Source organism: Kitasatospora phosalacinea (assembly GCF_000717185.1).
GTDB classification, from domain to species: domain Bacteria; phylum Actinomycetota; class Actinomycetes; order Streptomycetales; family Streptomycetaceae; genus Kitasatospora; species Kitasatospora phosalacinea_A.
In genome coordinates this window covers 1-17,447 of record NZ_JNYE01000020.1, presented here as the reverse complement: position 1 = coordinate 17,447, position 17,447 = coordinate 1, and the positions used below count along the sequence as shown (strand labels likewise).

12 protein-coding genes are annotated in these 17,447 nt (G+C 74.9%); 11 read left to right on the top strand and 1 reads right to left on the bottom strand.

Annotation, left to right across the window (positions count from 1 at the left end):
* The first annotated feature begins 55 nt into the window (after nt 1-55).
* Nucleotides 56-2,296 (top strand): glycoside hydrolase family 6 protein, encoded by a 2,241-nt coding sequence (locus OO57_RS11140; protein WP_081973608.1) that lies wholly within the window; start codon nt 56-58, stop codon nt 2,294-2,296.
* 138 nt (nt 2,297-2,434) lie between these two features.
* On the opposite strand, the gene OO57_RS11135 is transcribed toward OO57_RS11140, so the two are convergent.
* Entirely contained in the window at nt 2,435-4,231 is a 1,797-nt protein-coding gene (locus OO57_RS11135; RefSeq protein WP_418909881.1) for a glycoside hydrolase family 15 protein, read from the bottom strand.
* A gap of 116 nt (nt 4,232-4,347) precedes the next feature.
* Here OO57_RS11135 and OO57_RS11130 point away from each other — a divergent pair, with 116 nt between their 5' ends.
* The 10 genes from OO57_RS11130 to OO57_RS11085 form a co-directional block, all read left to right on the top strand.
* Nucleotides 4,348-5,154 carry an SAM-dependent methyltransferase gene (locus OO57_RS11130; protein ID WP_033252205.1) on the top strand — a complete coding sequence of 269 codons (807 nt, stop codon included), beginning with the start codon at nt 4,348-4,350 and terminating at the stop codon, nt 5,152-5,154.
* Complete coding sequence (locus OO57_RS11125) at nt 5,151-7,382, top strand: putative bifunctional diguanylate cyclase/phosphodiesterase (protein WP_234337306.1); 2,232 nt, start codon at nt 5,151-5,153, stop codon at nt 7,380-7,382. The genes OO57_RS11130 and OO57_RS11125 overlap by 4 nt, the downstream gene beginning before the upstream one ends.
* A 643-nt stretch (nt 7,383-8,025) precedes the next feature.
* The gene (locus OO57_RS11120) at nt 8,026-8,922 is read left to right on the top strand and encodes a glycosyltransferase family 2 protein (RefSeq protein ID WP_051777216.1); all 897 of its coding nucleotides are present in this window, start codon (nt 8,026-8,028) and stop codon (nt 8,920-8,922) included.
* Nucleotides 8,919-10,325, top strand: a complete 1,407-nt coding sequence (locus OO57_RS38420; protein ID WP_051777213.1) for a glycosyltransferase family 2 protein — start codon at nt 8,919-8,921, stop codon at nt 10,323-10,325. Before OO57_RS11120 ends, OO57_RS38420 begins: the two co-directional genes overlap by 4 nt.
* Nucleotides 10,322-11,827, top strand: coding sequence for a glycosyltransferase family 2 protein (locus OO57_RS11110; protein WP_051777212.1), 1,506 nt, complete (start codon nt 10,322-10,324; stop codon nt 11,825-11,827). The genes OO57_RS38420 and OO57_RS11110 overlap by 4 nt, the downstream gene beginning before the upstream one ends.
* On the top strand, nt 11,824-13,212 hold the full coding sequence (locus tag OO57_RS11105; protein WP_033252204.1) for a lipopolysaccharide biosynthesis protein: 1,389 nt from the start codon (nt 11,824-11,826) through the stop codon (nt 13,210-13,212). The genes OO57_RS11110 and OO57_RS11105 overlap by 4 nt, the downstream gene beginning before the upstream one ends.
* Nucleotides 13,209-14,171: a glycosyltransferase family 2 protein gene (locus tag OO57_RS11100; protein ID WP_051777209.1), complete on the top strand. Its 963-nt coding sequence runs from the start codon at nt 13,209-13,211 to the stop codon at nt 14,169-14,171. The genes OO57_RS11105 and OO57_RS11100 overlap by 4 nt, the downstream gene beginning before the upstream one ends.
* Complete coding sequence (locus OO57_RS11095; protein WP_051777206.1) at nt 14,168-14,899, top strand: polysaccharide deacetylase family protein; 732 nt, start codon at nt 14,168-14,170, stop codon at nt 14,897-14,899. Before OO57_RS11100 ends, OO57_RS11095 begins: the two co-directional genes overlap by 4 nt.
* Nucleotides 14,900-14,979: 80 nt before the next feature.
* Nucleotides 14,980-16,812: a hypothetical protein gene (locus tag OO57_RS11090; protein WP_051777203.1), complete on the top strand. Its 1,833-nt coding sequence runs from the start codon at nt 14,980-14,982 to the stop codon at nt 16,810-16,812.
* On the top strand, nt 16,809-17,447 hold a 639-nt coding region (locus tag OO57_RS11085), incomplete at its 3' end, for a hypothetical protein (protein WP_033252203.1). The genes OO57_RS11090 and OO57_RS11085, both read left to right, overlap by 4 nt.

Below are 17,447 nucleotides of genomic sequence, written 5' to 3'. Positions count from 1 at the left end.
TTAGTTAGGGGCGTTTTCATCGAGTCCGTCCCCCACCCGAAAGGACTCCCTTACCGTGTCGGCAAATCTGACGCGTCGCCTCCGTACGGCGGCTGCGGCCGTGGTGCTCAGCGCCGCGACCGTTGTTCCCCTTGCCCTGTCGGCCTCCGCCGCCCACGCGGCGACCCGCGTGGACAACCCCTTCGTCGGCGCCGGGGTCTACGTGAACCCCGAGTGGTCCGCCAACGCGGCCGCCGAGCCGGGCGGTTCGGCCATTGCCAACCAGCCCACCTTCGTCTGGCTGGACCGCATCGCCGCCATCAACGGCGTCAACGGCGGCATGGGCCTGCGCGACCACCTGAACGCCGCGGTGCAGCAGGCCGCGGGCAAGCCGTACGTGTTCCAGGTCGTCATCTACGACCTGCCGGGCCGCGACTGCGCCGCCCTGGCCTCGAACGGCGAGCTCGGCCCCACCGACCTGCCGCGCTACCAGAGCGAGTTCATCGACCCGATCGCCGCGATCCTGGCCGACCCGGCCTACGCGAACCTGCGGATCGTCACCACGGTCGAGCTCGACTCGCTGCCGAACCTGACGACCAACGCGGGCGGCACCGCCACCTCGACGGCCAACTGCGAAACCATGAAGGCCAACGGCAACTACGTCAAGGGCGTCGGTTACGCGCTGGCCAAGCTCGGTGCGATCCCGAACGTCTACAACTACGTGGACGCGGGCCACCACGGCTGGCTCGGCTGGGACTCCAACCTGCAGCCGGCCATCGACGTCATCAAGCAGGCGGCCCAGTCCTCCGGCTCGACCCTCAGCAACGTCCAGGGCTTCGTCGTCAACACCGCCAACTACGGCGCGCTGCACGAGCCCAACTTCACCGTCACCGACTCGGTGAACGGCACCTCCGTCCGCCAGTCAAAGTGGGTGGACTGGAACCAGTACGTCGACGAGGCGTCCTTCGCGAAGGCGTGGCGCGCCAAGGCCGTCGCCTCCGGGTTCAACTCGAACATCGGCATGATCATCGACACCTCCCGCAACGGCTGGGGCGGCGCGAACCGTCCGGCCGGCCCGGGCCCGAAGACCACCGTGGACGCGTACGTCGACGGCGGCCGCATCGACCGCCGCTTCCAGACCGGCAACTGGTGCAACCAGTCCGGCGCGGGCCTCGGCGAGCGCCCGAAGGCCGCCCCCGAGGACGGCATCGCCGCGTACGTGTGGGTCAAGCCCCCGGGTGAGTCGGACGGCGCGAGCCAGGCCGTCGCCAACGACGAGGGCAAGGGCTTCGACGCCATGTGCGACCCGACGTACACCGGCAACGCGCGCAACAACAACAACATGTCGGGCGCCCTGGCCAACGCCCCGCTCGCGGGCCACTGGTTCTCGTCCCAGTTCCAGGAGCTGCTGAAGAACGCCTACCCGGCGCTCGGCACCAGCACCGGTGACACCACCGCCCCGACCGCCCCGACGGGCCTCGCGGCGACCGCCACCTCCAGCAGCGTCTCGCTGTCCTGGACCGCCTCCACCGACAACGTCGGCGTGACCGGTTACAACGTGTACCGCGGCGGCACCCTGGTCGGGTCCACCAACAACACCTCGTACACCGACACGGGCCTGACCGCCTCCACCGCGTACTCGTACACGGTCAAGGCGAAGGACGCGGCCGGCAACGTCTCCGCGGCCTCCGCGGCGCTCAGCGTCACCACCTCCGCCGGTGGCACCACCGACACCACCGCCCCGACCGCCCCGACCAACCTGGCGGCCACCACCACCTCCAGCAGCGCTTCGCTGACCTGGGGCGCCTCCACCGACAACGTCGGCGTGACCGGTTACAACGTGTACCGCGGCGGCACCCTGATCGGGTCCACCACCAGCACCTCGTACACCGACTCGGGCCTGAGCGCCTCCACCGCGTACTCGTACACGGTCAAGGCCAAGGACGCGGCCGGCAACCTCTCCGCCGCCGCGGCCGTCACCGCCACCACCCAGGCCGGCACCGGCACCGGCGGCGCCGGCTGCACCGCCACCTACAAGGTCAGCAGCGACTGGGGCGCCGGCTTCAACGCCGACGTCACCGTGACCGCGGGCAACACCGCGATCAAGTCCTGGAAGGTCACCTGGACCTACGCGGGCAACCAGCAGGTCACCAACCTGTGGAACGGCACCGTGAGCCAGTCCGGCCAGTCCGTGACCGTCAACAACGCGGGCTACAACGGCGCCGTCGCCGCCAACGGCTCCACCAGCTTCGGCTTCGGTGGCAGCTACTCCGGCAGCAACGCCGTCCCGACCCTGACCTGCACCGCCACCAGCTGACACCAGGCAGCCGGTAGCACGCAGCAGGTAGCGGCCCCACCCGACTGACGCGGGGCAAGCCGCAACGCACCACCCAACAGAGGCGCCGCCCGCATGCAGAGTCTGCATGCGGGCGGTTGCCGTTTTCCGCCCGGGCCGTCAACCACCCAGCCGGAAAGCGGTGTTGACCAGAGCGACATGGGTGAACGCCTGCGGGGTGTTGCCCAGCTGGCGGCGGCCCACCGGGTCCCACTGCTCGCTGAGCAGGCCGAGGTCGTTGGCCAACGAGGCCGTCCGGACGAAGAGTTCGGCGGCCTCGTCGCTTCGGCCGAGCAGTGCCAGTGCGTCCGCCAGCCAGAACGAGCAGGCCAGGAAAGCCCCTTCGGAGCCGGACAGGCCGTCCGCCGCCCCCTGCCCGTAGCGGCGCACCAGCCCGCCGTGGTCCAGGCCCTCCTGGACGGCCTCCACCGTGCGCACCACCCGCCGGTCGTCCGGCGGCAGGAAGCCGGTGGTGGCGACGAACAGCGTCGCCGCGTCCAACTCCGTTGACCCGTAGGAGCGGACGAACACGCCGCGGAGCGGGTCGACGGCCCGTTCGCACACCTCGGCGTGCACCGCTTCGCGCAGTGCCCGCCACTGCTCCAGCGGGGCGGGCAGGCCGGTGGCCTCCGCCATCCGCACCGCCCGGTCGGCGGCCACCCAGGCCATCACCTTCGAGTGGGTGAACTGCCGCCGCCCGCACCGCACTTCCCACAGGCCCTCGTCGGGCTCGCGCCAGCGCGCGGCCAGCGAGCCGAGCAGCGTGCGCAGCAGGCTCCACACCTGCCGCTCCATCGGGATGCCCGCCCGCAGCGCCAGGTCGAGGGTGTCCACCACCTCGCCGTAGACGTCGAGTTGGAGCTGCCCGACGGCCGCGTTGCCGAACCGGACGGGCGTCGAGCCGAGGTGCCCGGGCAGCCAGTCGGCCTCGGTCTCCGGCAGGCCGCGCTCCCCGGCCACCCCGTACACCGCCTGCACGTCGGACGGGTCGCCCGCCACCGCGCGCAGCAGCCACTTGCGCCAGGCCGCGGCCTCCTGCCGGAAGCCGCCGCGCAGCAGCGCCGACAGCGTCATCGCCGAGTCGCGCAGCCAGCAGAACCGGTAGTCCCAGTTGCGCTCCCCGCCCGGCACCTCCGGCAGCGAGCTGGTCGGCGCCGCGACGATCCCGCCGGTCGGCTCGTACGCCAGCGCCTTCAGGGTCAGCAGCGAGCGCAGCACCGCCTCCCGCCACTCGCCGCGGTAGCGCAGCTGCCCGGCCCACTCGCGCCAGCCGTCCAGCGTCGCGGCGAGCAGCGCCTCGGGGTCGGTGCGCGGGGCGGTGGACAGGTGCGAGGGCTGCCAGGTCAGCACGAACGGGACGCGCTCCCCGGGCCGGGCGGTGAACTCGGAGACGGTGGTGCCGTCCGCCCCGTAGGTGTGCACGCCCGGCGGGACGCGCAGCCAGGCGGCGTCCGGCCCGGCGACGGCGACCCGGTGGTGCTCGGTGCGGCGCACCCACGGGTCGACCCGGCCGTGGTGGAAGCGCAGCCGCAGCTCGCCGCGGACCGGGACGGCGCCGCTGACGCCCTCGACGATCCGCACCAGCCGCGGGGCGCGGTCGCGGTGCGGCATCAGGTCGACCACCTTGACCTCGCCGTCCGGGGTGCGCCAGTGCGACTCCAGCACCAGGGTGTCGCCGAGGTAGCGGCGCCCCGTGCAGTCGCCCGCCCCGGCCGGGGCGATCCGCCAGGCGCCGTGTTCGGGGCTGCCGAGCAGGGCGGCGAAGCAGCTGGGGGAGTCGAAGCGGGGCAGGCAGAGCCAGTCGACCGCCCCGTCCCGGCCGACCAGGGCGGCGGTCTGCAGATCGGAGAGGAGCGCGTAGTCCTCGATGCGTCCGCCCATGAGGGAGATTCTGCGCCGTTCCCGGGCGGACGCCAGGCGGGGCGCGCCACGCCGCCGTTCGGACGCTGCGGCTTGCGATGCGTCTTGTAAATGTAGGAAGATCTTTATGTCCTATTGCCATTTTCGAATGCCACGTCGGAGGGAGTGCCGTCATGGCGCGTCCGAACTGGGTTCCCGCAGGGACCGACCTCGACAAGCCGAACGCTGCCCGGGTCTACGACTACTACCTCGGCGGTTCGCACAACTTCGAGGTCGACCGCCAGATGGCACGCAAGGCGATCGAACTCTGGCCGGACCTCCCCAAGATCATGCGGGCCAACCGGGCCTTCCTGCGCCGAGCCACCCAGTTCGCCGCCGAGGAGGGCATCAGCCGCTTCCTGGACATCGGCTCCGGCATCCCCACCTTCGGCGCCGTCCACGAGGTGGCCCGCGAGTACCAGCCCGGTGCGCGCGTCGTCTACATCGACATGGACCCCGTCGCGGTCGCCCACAGCCGCCTCATCCTGGCCGACGACCCGCTCAGCCAGGTCGTCGACGCCGACCTGCGCAACACCGACGACCTGCTCGCCCGCCCCGAGGTCGAGGAGCTGCTCGCCCCCGGCGAGCCCGTCGCGGTCATCCTCAACGCCGTCCTGCACTTCGTCACCGACGCCGACGACCCCGCCAAGATCCTCGCCAAGCTCCGCGAGGCCCTCCCCAGCGGCAGCATCCTGATCCTCTCGCACGCCTCCCTCGAGGGCCGCCCCGACCAGGCCGGCTCCCACCAGAGCCTGTACCGCTCCACCCCGACCCCGCTCACCATGCGCAGCCGCGAACAGATCACCGCCTTCTTCGAGGGCTACGACCTGGTCGAGCCCGGCGTCGTCTACCTGCCCGAGTGGCGCCCCGACGACGCGGAGTCGGTCGGCCCGCACCCCGAACGGATGACCGGCATGGCCGGGGTCGGGCGCCTGTCGTGAACGAGTCAGCAGGCCTGAGCGGCCCGCCGGGCAACGACGGCCCGCCCGGCAGCGCGCCCGGTACGGCGGCGGACGAGGCGGCGGACGAAGCGGCGGAGGCGGCGGAGACCGTCGAAGCCGCGACCGCCGGGTTCCGCGCCGCCTGGACCGCCATGCTGCGCACCGGACACGGCGCCGCCGTCCGCCCCGGCGTGCTCAACCCGCTGACCGCCCGCACCGCCGACCTGCTCCACCGCGCCGCCCGTGAGCACCCGTTCCGCCCCGAACTGGCCGGACAGGCCGGTGCGCTGCTCATCGACAACCAGTTCACCGACCCGCAACTGCTCGCCGACGCCGTCCAGTTGATCCAGCGTCAGGCCGTCCCCGACGAGCGCGGCCCGGCGCTCAGCGGCGCCTTCGCGGCCGGCTGGGCCGCCGCCCTGCGCGAGCGCACGCTGCGCGAGCAGGAGGCGATCCGGCTCGCCGCCGACACCGCCCGGCAGGAGGTCGAGAAGGCCCTGCGGGTCTCCGAGGCCCGCTTCCGCGCCCTGTTCGAGTCCGCGGCGATCGGCATCGGCCTCGGCGACACCGACGGCAACATCCTGGCCGTCAACCGGGCCCTCGGCGAGATCTTCGGCGGCGGCCCCGAGGACATGACCGGCGTCCGCGTCAACGACCTGGTCCACCCCGACGACACCCCCGGCGTCTGGGAGGCGTACGAGGAGCTGATCAGCGGCAAGCGCGAGTACTTCCAGTTCGACAAGCCGTACTACCGCCGCGACGGCGAAGTGGTGTGGACGCACCTGACCGTCTCGCTGATCCGCGACGACGACGGCGCCCCGCTCTACCAGGTCGCCATGCTGGAGGACGTCACCGACCGCTACCGCCTGCAGGAGCGGCTGCGCCACCAGGCCACCCACGACCCGCTGACCGGCCTGCCCAACCGGGCCGCGTTCTTCGAACGGCTGGAGAAGCTCTTCGAGGAACCGGAGCCGGACGTCCGCTTCGGCCTGTGCTACGTCGACCTGGACGGCTTCAAGGTCGTCAACGACAGCCTCGGCCACGACATGGGCGACCAACTGCTGACCGTGGTGGCCCGCCGCCTGGAGAACGCCCTCAGCCCGCTCGGCCACATGGTGGCCCGGCTCGGCGGCGACGAGTTCGTGGTGCTGCTGGAGAACTGCCGCGGCGAGCAGGAGGCCGTCGCCGCCGCCAAGACCGTCCTCGCCGCACTCACCAAGCCCGTCGTGATCGGCGACCACCGGCTCGCCGTCGGCGCCAGCGTCGGCGTGCTGGAGCGGCGCATCGCCACCACCACGCCCGGCGCCGCCGTCCGGGCCGCCGACCTCACCCTGTACCGCGCCAAGGAGGCCGGGCGCGGCCGCTGGACGCTCTTCGACCCCAAGGAGAACGCGCGCGCCGTCAGCCGCTACGCGGTGTCGGTGCGGATGCCCGCCGCGCTGGACCGCGGCGAGTTCTTCATCGACTACCAGCCGATGGTCGACCTCGCCTCCGGCGCGATGACCGGCGTCGAGGCGCTGGTGCGCTGGCGGCACCCGCAGCTCGGGGTGCTCGGCCCGGAGGAGTTCGTCGGCGTCGCCGAGGAGACCGGGCTGATCATGCCGCTCGGCCGCTGGGTGCTGGAGCAGGCCTGCGAGCAGGCCGCCGACTGGGTCGCCCGCTTCGGCGACCGGGCGCCCAAGCTCAGCGTCAACCTCGCCGTGCGGCAGGCCCGCAACGCCGGACTGGTCGGCGACGTCGAACGCACCCTGCGCAGCACCGGGCTCGACCCGTCCATGCTGCAACTGGAGATCACCGAGTCCACCGTGGTCGGTCCCGAGGACGAGGCGCTCAAGGCCCTGCACGCGCTGGTCGACATGGGTGTCTCGCTCTCCGTCGACGACTTCGGCACCGGCTGGTCCAACCTCGCCTACCTGCGCGACCTGCCGGTCTCCAACCTCAAGATCGCCGGTTCCTTCGTCGGCGACCTGCACGACCCCGCCAAGGACACCCACCTCGGCTGGCGGATCGTCAGCGGACTGGTCTCGCTCGCCCACACCCTCGGGCTCTCCGTCACCGCGGAGGGCGTGGAGAGCCGCGCCGACGCCGAGCGCCTGCGCCTGATGGGCTGCGACCTCGCCCAGGGCTGGCACTTCGGCCGCCCCGCGCGCCCCGCCGAGATCGCCCGGCGGATCGCCGAGGCCGACCTGGAAGCCGCGCCCGACCCCGAGTTCGGCTACGAGAGCTGAAACCTTTCTGTGCGGCGAGGGCGGTCCTGACCAGCGGAAAGACACTCCCGACCTGACGTGCCGTCAGCCGACGGCCCGCGTCCGGCGCCGGCGGCCCACCGGCCCCGGCACCGGCGGTTCCGGAGCCGGCGGTGTCGGCATTGGCAGTTTCGGACGCGGTACGACGGGGCGGCGCGCCCCGCGGCAGTCCGAGCGTCGGAGGAGCGCCGGAGGCGGGGCGGAGGCGGGGCGGAGGAGCGCTGGAGGTGGGGCGGCAGGCGGCGTCCGCGGAGTAGGGCAAAAACGGACAGAGCGGCACGAAGGGTGTTGACAGCCGCTCCGCCGCGGGCGCACGATGAGGGCCTGGCACCGCCGGTACGGGGGCACCGCCCCCCAGCGCGCCGAGCGGGCCGCGCGGCGCACCACGCGCCCTGGACGGCGATCGCCCTTCTGCGGCGCCGACCGTCCCGAGGGGGACCGGCAGGGAGACCGGGCACCGGGGAGGGCGATGGACCCGGGGGAGCACTGGAACCGCGGTGACGTCTCCGACCGCCGCATCCGCCCGGCGACGTCCTGGACCGCCGCGCCCCACCTTCCGCACGGGCAGCGACCTGCCCGTTTACGCCTCCGCCCCGCGAGAGGCACGCCGCTAAGAGGCACTGCGATGAGCACCACCCTGCCCACCGGGCAACCCTCAGCCAACCCCGCCACCCCGTCCGGCAGTTCACCCGGAACCCCCGGGCCCCCCGGGGCCCGGCCCCGGCGGCGCGCCGCCGACCGGATCGCCGACCGGGCCCCGATGCGCCGGGCCGGCGACCGCCCGCCCGTCCGCCCGCTCGTCCGCGGCCCCGCCCGGCGGGCCGGCGACTACCGCACCCGGCACACCGTCAGCCTGGTCGTCCCCGCCCGGGACGAGGCCCGCAACATCCCCTGGGTCTTCGAACAGATCCCCAGCTGCGTGGACGAGGTCATCCTGGTCGACGGCTCCTCCCGGGACGCCACCGTCACGATGGCCCGCGCCTGCCGCCCCACCGTCCGCGACGTCGACCAGGGCGCGCCCGGCAAGGGCAACGCGCTGCGCGCCGGATTCGCCGCCGCCACCGGCGAGTACATCGTGATGATCGACGCCGACGGCTCGATGTGGCCCGGCGAGATCCCGCACTTCCTGCACTTCCTCGACCACGGCTACGACTTCGTCAAGGGCTCCCGCCGGATGGCCGGCGGCGGCTCGCTCGACCTCACGCCGCTGCGCGCGCTCGGCAACAAGGCGCTGCTGCTGGTCGTCAACCGCCTCTACGGCGGCCTGCTGACCGACCTGTGCTACGGCTACTGCGCGTTCCGCCGCGACTTCCTCGCCGAACTCGACCTGCGCGCCACCGGCTTCGAGATCGAGGCCGAGATGATCGCGCACGCACTGCGCTCGGGACTGCGGATCGCCGAAGTCCCCAGCCTGGAACTTCCCCGCCGCAGCGGACGCTCCCACCTGCACGCCGTCTCCGACGGCCGCAGAGTGCTGCGCACCCTGCTCGCCGAACGCCCCGGCGCGGGGGAGGGACGGTGAACGGCCGCGACCGGCGCCGCCCCGCGGCCTGCCCGCCGCCCGCCGCACCGGCCTCGCCGCACACCCCCGTCACCGTGGTCGAACTCGACCTGGCCGAACCGGGCGAGGTGCGCTCGCCCGGCGGCCGCGGCCCCGCCGCCCCCGACGGACGCGTGTCGGCGTTGGTGCGGCTGCACGGACACCCGCTCGGCATGGTGCACGCCACCGGGACGAGCGGTCGGCCAGCCGCGCTCGCCCGGGCGCTGGTCGCCGCCGCTCATCGCGAACTCGACGTCCCGGAGAAGGAGTTCGAAGCACCGGTGCCCGGCGGCCGGGTCGCGCTCCCCGCCGGTGGGATGACCGTCGTGGTCTGCACCCGCGACCGCACCGAACTGCTCGCCGACTGCCTGGACTCCGTGCTGCGCGCCGTCGACGCCCTCGTCGCTGTCGCCGCCCTCGCCGACTTCGGCGTGCCGGTCGGAGCGGGCGGGCCCGTCCGGTCCGCCGGGGGTGCCGCGGCCGCCGGGCTCCCCGCCGTCCCGCCGGTGGAGGTGCTGCTGGTCGACAACGCCCCCACCGGCCCCGCCACCGAGCAGCTGGTCGAGGAGCGCTACCCTGGCCGGGTCCGCTACCTGTGCGAGCCCGCCCCCGGCCTGTCCCGGGCCCGCAACCGCGGGCTGGCCTCCGCCCGCGGCGCGATCTGCGCGTTCACCGACGACGACGCCCTCGCCGACCCCGGCTGGCTGGTCGCCCTGGCCGCCGCGTTCGCCGCCGACCGGCGCGCCGGCTGCGTCACCGGACTCGTCGTCCCCGCCGAACTCGACACCCCCGCGCAGCAGTTGTTCGAACGCTACGCCGGAACGGAACGCGGCTGGACGGCCCGCGACTGGAACCTCGACGCCCCCGACGCGGGCCCGCTCGACCGGTACTCCACCGGCCGCTGCGGCATCGGCGCGAACATGGCCTTCCGCACCGGAGTGCTGCGCGCCCTCGGCGGGTTCGACCCCGCCACCGGCACCGGCACCCCGGCCCGCGGCGGCGAGGACCTGCTCGCCTTCCACCTCGTCCTGACCGCCGGACACACCGTCGCCTACCGGCCCGACGCCGTCGTCTGGCACCGCCACCGGCGCACCCTGCAGGCCCTCACCGTCCAGGTCCGCGGCCTCGGCACCGGCTTCGGCGCCTACCTCGCCGCCGCCCTCCGCCGCCGCCCCGCACTGCTCGCCGACCTGCTGCTGCGCCTGCCCGCCGGGCTCCGCGGCTGGCACCGCGGCCACCGCCCGCCCGCCGCCGACACCCCGCTGGAGCGCCGCCGCCTGCGGGCCCTGCGCCGGATGGAGCGCGGCGGCCTCGTCCTGGGTCCCTCCCGCTACCTCCAAGCCCGCTGGCAGCAGCGGCACACCCCCGGCGGAGGCCGGCCATGAACACCCGCAACGCCGCCCCCGGACCCGTCCCCGGACCCGTCCCCGCCCCCGTGCCCGGGCCCGTCCCCGCACCCGTCCCCGCCCCCGCGGCCCTGCCGGGCGAGCCGCCGGTGCAGGTCGCCGAACTCGACCTCGCCCGCCCCGGCGAACTGCGCCGCCCCGGCTACGGCGAGCGGTACCGCCCCACCGGGCGGCAGGCCCTCGCCCTGGTCCGCTCCGCCGGGCGCCCGCTGGGCACCGTCACCGCCCACGCCCCGGACGGCCACCCCGAACAGCTCTGCGCCGCCCTGCACGCCGCCGCGCACCGCCGCTTCGACCCGCTGGCGGGCAGGCCGGACGCTCACGCCCAGGCGGACGACGACCACGGCGAGGAGCCCGCCGTCAGCGTCGTGGTGTGCACCCGCAACCGGCCCGACCTGCTCATCCGCTGCCTCGACTCGCTGCTGCGCACCCACTACCCCTACCTGGACGCCATCGTCGTCGACAACGCCCCCGCCGACGGCGCCGTCCGGCGCCTGCTGTCGCAGCGCTACGGCCGCCGGGTGCGCTACCTGCACGAGCCGGTGCCCGGCCTGGCCCGAGCCCGCAACCGCGGACTGGCCGCCGCCCGCGGCACGATCTGCGCGTTCGCCGACGACGACCTGGTCCTCGACCCGCAGTGGCTGCCCGCCCTGGCCGCGGGCTTCCGGGGCGCCCCGCGCACCGCCTGCGTCACCGGACTCGTCCTGCCCGCCGAACTCGACACCCGCGCCCAGCTCCTGCTGGAGCGCTACAGCGGCTACGGCAAGGGCTTCGCCCCGCGCGACTACACCCTGCGCACCCCCACCGGGGACCCGCTGCACCCCTTCGCCACCGGCCGCCTCGGCACCGGCGCGAACATGGCCTTCCGCACCGAAGTGCTGCGCGCCCTCGGCGGGTTCGACCCCGCGACCGGCACCGGCACCCCCGCCCGCGGCGGCGAGGACCTGCTCGCCTTCCTACAGGTCCTGACCGCCGGGCACACCGTCAGCTACCGGCCCGACGCCATCGTCTGGCACCCGCACCGGCGCGAACTCGACACCCTGCCCCGGCAGGTGTTCGGCCTCGGCGCGGGCTTCGGCGCCTACCTCGCCGCCGCCGTCCACCACCAACCCCGGCTGCTGGCCGCCCTGTTGCCGCTGATCCCGCGCGGCCTGCGGCGCACCGCCCACCGGGGCGCCCCCGGCGCCTCCGCCGACCCGTCCGGCCCCGCCGACCCGCTGCTGCGGGCGCTGCGCCGCCGCGAACTGCTCGGCCTGCTGTACGGCCCGCTCGGCTACCTGCGCAGCCTGCGCGCCCAGCGCCGCGCGGACCACCGGATCGCCGAGCACCGCACCGCCGAACGCCGACTCGCCGAACGGCGGCGGGCCGAACGGCGCTACGCCGGGGTGCAGTTCGCGGACGGCCGAGGCCCGGAGCGTCAACTCTCCATCGGCGCCGGGAAGTTCGACGGTCCCGGTCGGACGGACGGGGCGAGCCGATGACCGTCCTCGCGCGACGCGTCCGCTGCGCCTGCCCCGTCGGCCTGCCCTGCGAGTGCAGCTACCCGACGCTGCTGCGGGCCGAGGCCCGGGCCCTGGCCGCCCGGTCCCGGCGGGAGCCGCTGCTGCACAACGGCCACCTGCTGGCCGCGAGTTCGGTGCTGGCAGCCGGGCTCGGCTCGCTGTTCTGGATGCTCGCGACCCGCTCCTACAGCGCCGCCGACGTCGGCCGCAGCTACGCCGCACTGTCGGCGACCATGTTCCTGTCCACGCTGGGCAGCCTGAACCTCGGCGACGCCCTGGTGCGGTTCGTCCCCACCGCCGGGCGCCGCACCCGCGCCCTGGTGATGCACAGCTACCTGGTCAGCATCGCCGCCAGCTCCGTCGTCGCCGTCGCGTTCCTGCTGCTGATCCCCGTCGTCGCCCCCGACCTCGACGAGCTGCGCCGACCCGTCCTCGCGGTGTCGTTCGTCGCCGCCACCGCCGGGTACTCCGTCTTCGTGCTGCAGGACGGCGCGCTCACCGGCGTCCGCCGGGCCGGCTGGGTGCTCGGCGAGAACACCCTGTTCGCGGTCGCCAAGGCCGCCCTGCTCGCGCTGTGCGCCGCGTTCGCCGTCGGCACCGGCATCCTGCTGTCCTGGGCCGCGGCACTCGTCCTGGCCATCGTCCTCACCAACGTCGCGCTGTTCCGCAGCGCCATCCCCGCCCACCAGGCCGCCCCCGTCGACGAGCGGGAGCAGCGCCCGACCGAGCGGATCGCCCGCTGGGCCGGGGCCGACTACCTGGGCAACCTGTTCTCCTTCGCCGCGGCGTCCGTCCTGCCGCTGATGGTCCTGGACCGGCTCGGCGCCGCCGGCAGCGCCTACTACTCGCTGGCCTACGTCATCGCCTCCACCCTGTACGTCGCCGCGTTCAGCATGGGGCACTCGCTGGTCGTCGAAGGCTCCCGCGACCCCGCCCGGCTAGCCGAGCACGCCCACCGCCTGCTGCGCCACTCCACCCTGCTGGTGGCCGCCGCCGCCGTGCCGATCGCCGTCGCCGCACCCTGGATCCTCGCCCTGTTCGGCCCCGAGTACGCCGAGCACGGCACCACCGCGCTGCGCCTGATGGCGCTGTCCGCGATCCCCAACACCGTGCCCAACGTGGCCATCCAGGTCGCCCGGGTGCGCCGCTCGCTGCCCTGGATGGTCGGCATCCGGTGCGTCTTCGCGCTCGTCGTCATCGCCCTCACCGCCGTCCTGCTCCCCCCGTTCGGACTCACCGGCATCGGCGCCGCCTGGCTGATCGCCGAATGCGCCCTCGCCCTGCCGTTGCTCGCCGCGCTGCCCCGCCTCCTCCACCCGGCCCCGGCACCCGGCCGCCCCCGCCCCGAGGAGGAACCGACATGAACCCCCGCCCCGCACCCGCGCCCGACCCCGCACCCGGCCTCACCCTCACCGTCGCGATCTGCGCCTACACGCTGGAGCGCTGGACGCTGCTGCGCGCCGCCGTCGACTCCGTGCACCGGCAGCAGCCGCCCCCCGGCGAACTGCTCCTGGTCATCGACCACAACGACGAACTCCTGAAGCGGGCGAGCGAGTTGGCGGGCGTCACGGTGCTCGCCAACCAGCAGCGGCCCGGCCTGTCCGGCGCCCGCAACACCGCCCTCGCCGCCGCCCGCGGCACCGTCACCGCCTTCCTCGACGACGACGCCGCCGCCCGCCCCGGCTGGAGTGCCACCCTGCTCGCCGCCTACCGCGACGCGGGCGTGCTCGGCGCGGGCGGACTCGTCGCCCCGCACTGGCAGCACGGCCGCCCCCGCTGGTTCCCGCCCGCCTTCGACTGGGTCGTCGGCTGCAGCCACAGCGGCATGCCCCGCCGCCCCGCCCGGGTGCGCAACCTGATCGGCGCCAACATGTCCTTCCGCACCGACGCCGCCCGCGCCGCGGGCGGATTCCGCACCGACCTCGGACGCGTCGGCCGCCGCCCCCTCGGCTGCGAGGAGACCGAACTCTGCCTGCGCCTGGCCGCCCGCCACCCCGGCGCCCGGATGCACTACGACCCGTCCGCCGCCGTCCGCCACCACGTCCCCCGACAGCGCGCCACCGCCCGGTACTTCGCCGCCCGCTGCCTCGCCGAAGGACGCTCCAAGGCCATGGTCGCCCGCCGCACCGGCCCCGGCCCCGCCCTCGCCAGCGAACGCGCCTACCTGCGCCGCACCGTCCCCGCCGCCCTGCGCCGCGCCCTGCTGCACGGCCGCCTCGGCACCGCCACCGCCCTCACCGCCGGCGTCCTGCTCACCACCGGGGGCTACCTCGCCGAAAGAGCAGCACAGTTGACGCACCACCCGGTCAGGGGAACGCCATGACCACCGCCCCCGTCCTGCTCTACCACTCGGTGTCCGACGACCCGCCGAACTGGCTCGCCCCCTACACCGTCCCGCCGCACACCTTCCGCGCCCACCTCGACCGCATCCAGGACGCCGGACTCTCCGTCGTCCCGCTCGCCCGCCTGGTCGCCGCCCTGCACGGCGGACCCCCGCTGCCCGCCCGCTGCGCCGTCCTCACCTTCGACGACGGCTACGCCGACTTCTACTGGACGGTCGCCCCGATCCTCTCCGACCGCGGCCTGCCCGCCACCGTCTACCTCACCACCGGCGCCGTCCACGCCCCCGGCGCCCTGCCCGGCGGCAGTCTGCTGCCCCCCACTCCCATGCTCAACTGGCGGCAGGTCGCCACCCTCGACGCCCTCGGCCTGGAGATCGGCGGCCACTCCCGCACCCACCTCCCGCTCGACACCGCCCGGCCCGACCGGCTCCGCCAGGAAGTCGTCGACAGCAAACACGAGTTGGAGGACGCCCTCGGCCACCCCGCCACCGCCTTCGCCTACCCCCACGGCTACCACAGCCCCGCCGTCCGCCACGCCGTCGCCCGGGCCGGCTGGACCTCCGCGGCCGCCGTCGGCAACGCCCTCAGCTCCACCGTCGACGACCCGCTGCGGATCTGCCGCCTCATGGTCATGCGCACCACCCCCGCCCCCCCCTTTCAGGGCTGGGCCCACCCCCGGGCCCCCCCGCCAGTGCCCCCCCGCCAGTGACCCCCCGCCAGTGACACCCCCGAACGCCCGCAGACCGTACGCAGACCGCACGCAGGCCCTCCGCAAGCCAGGAGAACGCCGTGACCGCACCAGCCAGGACCGGCCCCGCCACCGACCCCCCCGTCGGCGCCAGCCCGCTGCACCCCGCCACCCGCGCCGCCGCCCGGTGGGCCGCCCCCCGGCAGGTCTGGACGGTCCGCCTCGCGCTGCCCCTCGCCGTCCTGCTCTGGCTGCTCGCCCTGCGCACCACCCGCCTCGACCGGATCGGCGACCTCGGCCTGCTCCAAGCCCTCCCGCCCGCCTACTACGCCGCGCTCGCCGTCCTCACCGCCGGATTCCTCACCGCCCTGCGCACCCCCTGGCTCCCGCAGCGCCGACTCGCCTGGTACGCAGTGGCGTTGATCACCTTCGTGCACGCCACCCCCAGCCTGCTCTACCCCACCCTGCGCTACTCCTGGGCCTGGAAGCACGTCGCCGTCGTCGACGCCATGCTCCGCCACGGCGGCACCGTCCCCGACGCCGGGAAGCTCGACGTCTACAACCAGTGGCCCGGCTTCTTCGCCTTCAACGCCCTCCTGCTGCGCGCCACCGGCCTGCACTCCGCCCTCGGCTACGCCTCCTGGTACCCGCTGATCGCCAACCTGCTGCTGCTCGGCCCGCTCCTGCTGCTCTTCCGCAGCCTCACCCGCGACCGCCGCCTCGTCTGGTGCGCCGTCTGGCTGTACTACGCCACCTCCTGGGTCGGCCAGGACTACTTCTCCCCGCAGGCCTTCGCCTACCTGCTGTACGTCACCGTGATCGCCCTGACGATGCGTCAACTCACGCTCAGAGGAAGGGACGTCGGAGGCCTCGGCTGGCGGCCCGGGTCGTACGCGCTGCTGGTCGTGCTGATCGCCGCGATCGCCTCCTCCCACCAGCTCACCCCCGTCATGCTGGTCAGCTCGCTCGCCGTCCTCGCCCTGCCCCGCCGCAACCGCCGCACCGTCCTGCCCGTCCTCGCCGCCGCCCTCGTCCTCACCGCCGCCTGGGACGCCACCGTCGCCCGCCCGTTCGTCGCCGCCAACCTGCACGGGCTGCTCACCGCCCTCGCCGCCCCCGACCGCAACGCCGTCGCCGGACTCGCCCAACTCGGCTCCGCCGCACCCGGACAGGTCCTCGCCTCCTGGATCGACCGGGCCACCACCGCCACCGTCCTGCTGCTCGCCCTCGCCGCCGTGCTGCGCCGCCGCTGGGTCCGCCGCACCACCCTGCCGCTGCTGCTGCTCGCCCCCCTCGTCCTGCTGCTCGCCAACCGCTACGACGGCGAAATGCTGTTCCGCGCCTACCTGTTCGCGCTGCCCGCCACCGCCTTCCTGACCGCCGCGCTGCTCGCCCCCGGCACCCCGCACCCCCCACCCGTCCGGACCGCCGCCACCGCCACCGTCCTGACCGCCCTGCTCGGCGGACTGCTGTTCGGCTACTACAGCAAGGAAGCCGTCAACCACTTCACCCCGCAGGAAGCCGCCGCCGTCCGCTACGCCACCACGCAGACCCCGCCCGGCTCCCGGATCGTCTCCCTCACCTCCGACGAACCCGGCGGCGAACTCCACTACGACCAGCACCGGTGGACCGTCCTAGCCAACGCCGACCCCGCCGACCGCAGACTCCTCGCCACCGACCCCGAAACCGCCCTCACCACCGCCCTCGCCGCCGGACAGCCCGCCGGTGAACCCTCCTACCTCGTCCTCACCCGCGCCCAACTCGCCGCCTGCCGCCTCACCGGACTGCTGCCCGCCGCCGCGGTCGACGAGATCCAGTACACCGCCGCCCACCTGCCCACCCTGCGGCCGGTCCTCAGCAGCCCCGACGCGGTCGTCTACCAGTACCTGCCGCCCACCGCCCCCGGCAGCGGCACCGGAGGAGGCACGCCATGAACCGCACCACCGGCAGCGCCGAGGCCGTCCGGGCCCTCCGGCGGCAGGGCGCGCGCCACGCCCCGCTGCTGCTGGCCGCCTCCGGCTGGCTCGCGCTCGCCGCCACCGTCCTGCCCGCCGCCCCGCCCGCCGGGGTGCTGCGGGCCGCCGCCGTCACCGCCTTCCTGCTGACCTGCCCCGGCGCCGCCACCGTCCGGCTCGCCCGCCCCGCCCTGCGCCGCGGCGAACACTGGTCGGCGGTGGTCCTGGCCGTCGCGACCAGCGCCGCGCTCACCGCCCTCACCACCGAAACCCTCCACCTGGCGGGGCAGTTCACCGCCACCCGGGTGCTACTGCTGCTCGCCGCGCTCACCACCGCACTGGCCCTGCTCGCCCACCGCGACCCACCCGCACCGCACCCCGCCGGCCACGACGCCACTGCCAGCCACCACGTCACCGCCGGCCACCACGTCACCGCCGGCCACCACGCCACCGCCCCGCGCCGACGGCCCCGCCGCGGCCGGACCTGGATGGCCGCCGCCCTGCTCACCGCCACCGCCGCCTGCGGCGGCCCGGCCGTCAGCGACATGCAGGACCCCAGCAGCCCCGGCCCCGCCCCCGCGAGCGCCCCCGCCGGCGAACCGCCCGCCCAGCCC

Coding starts and splice junctions, on each gene's coding strand:
- OO57_RS11130 (WP_033252205.1), top strand. CDS start 4,348: ATGGCGCGTCCGAACTGGGTTCCCGCAGGGACCGACCTCGACAAGCCG.
- OO57_RS11120 (WP_051777216.1), top strand. CDS start 8,026: ATGAGCACCACCCTGCCCACCGGGCAACCCTCAGCCAACCCCGCCACC.
- OO57_RS11110 (WP_051777212.1), top strand. CDS start 10,322: ATGAACACCCGCAACGCCGCCCCCGGACCCGTCCCCGGACCCGTCCCC.
- OO57_RS11105 (WP_033252204.1), top strand. CDS start 11,824: ATGACCGTCCTCGCGCGACGCGTCCGCTGCGCCTGCCCCGTCGGCCTG.
- OO57_RS11100 (WP_051777209.1), top strand. CDS start 13,209: ATGAACCCCCGCCCCGCACCCGCGCCCGACCCCGCACCCGGCCTCACC.
- OO57_RS11095 (WP_051777206.1), top strand. CDS start 14,168: ATGACCACCGCCCCCGTCCTGCTCTACCACTCGGTGTCCGACGACCCG.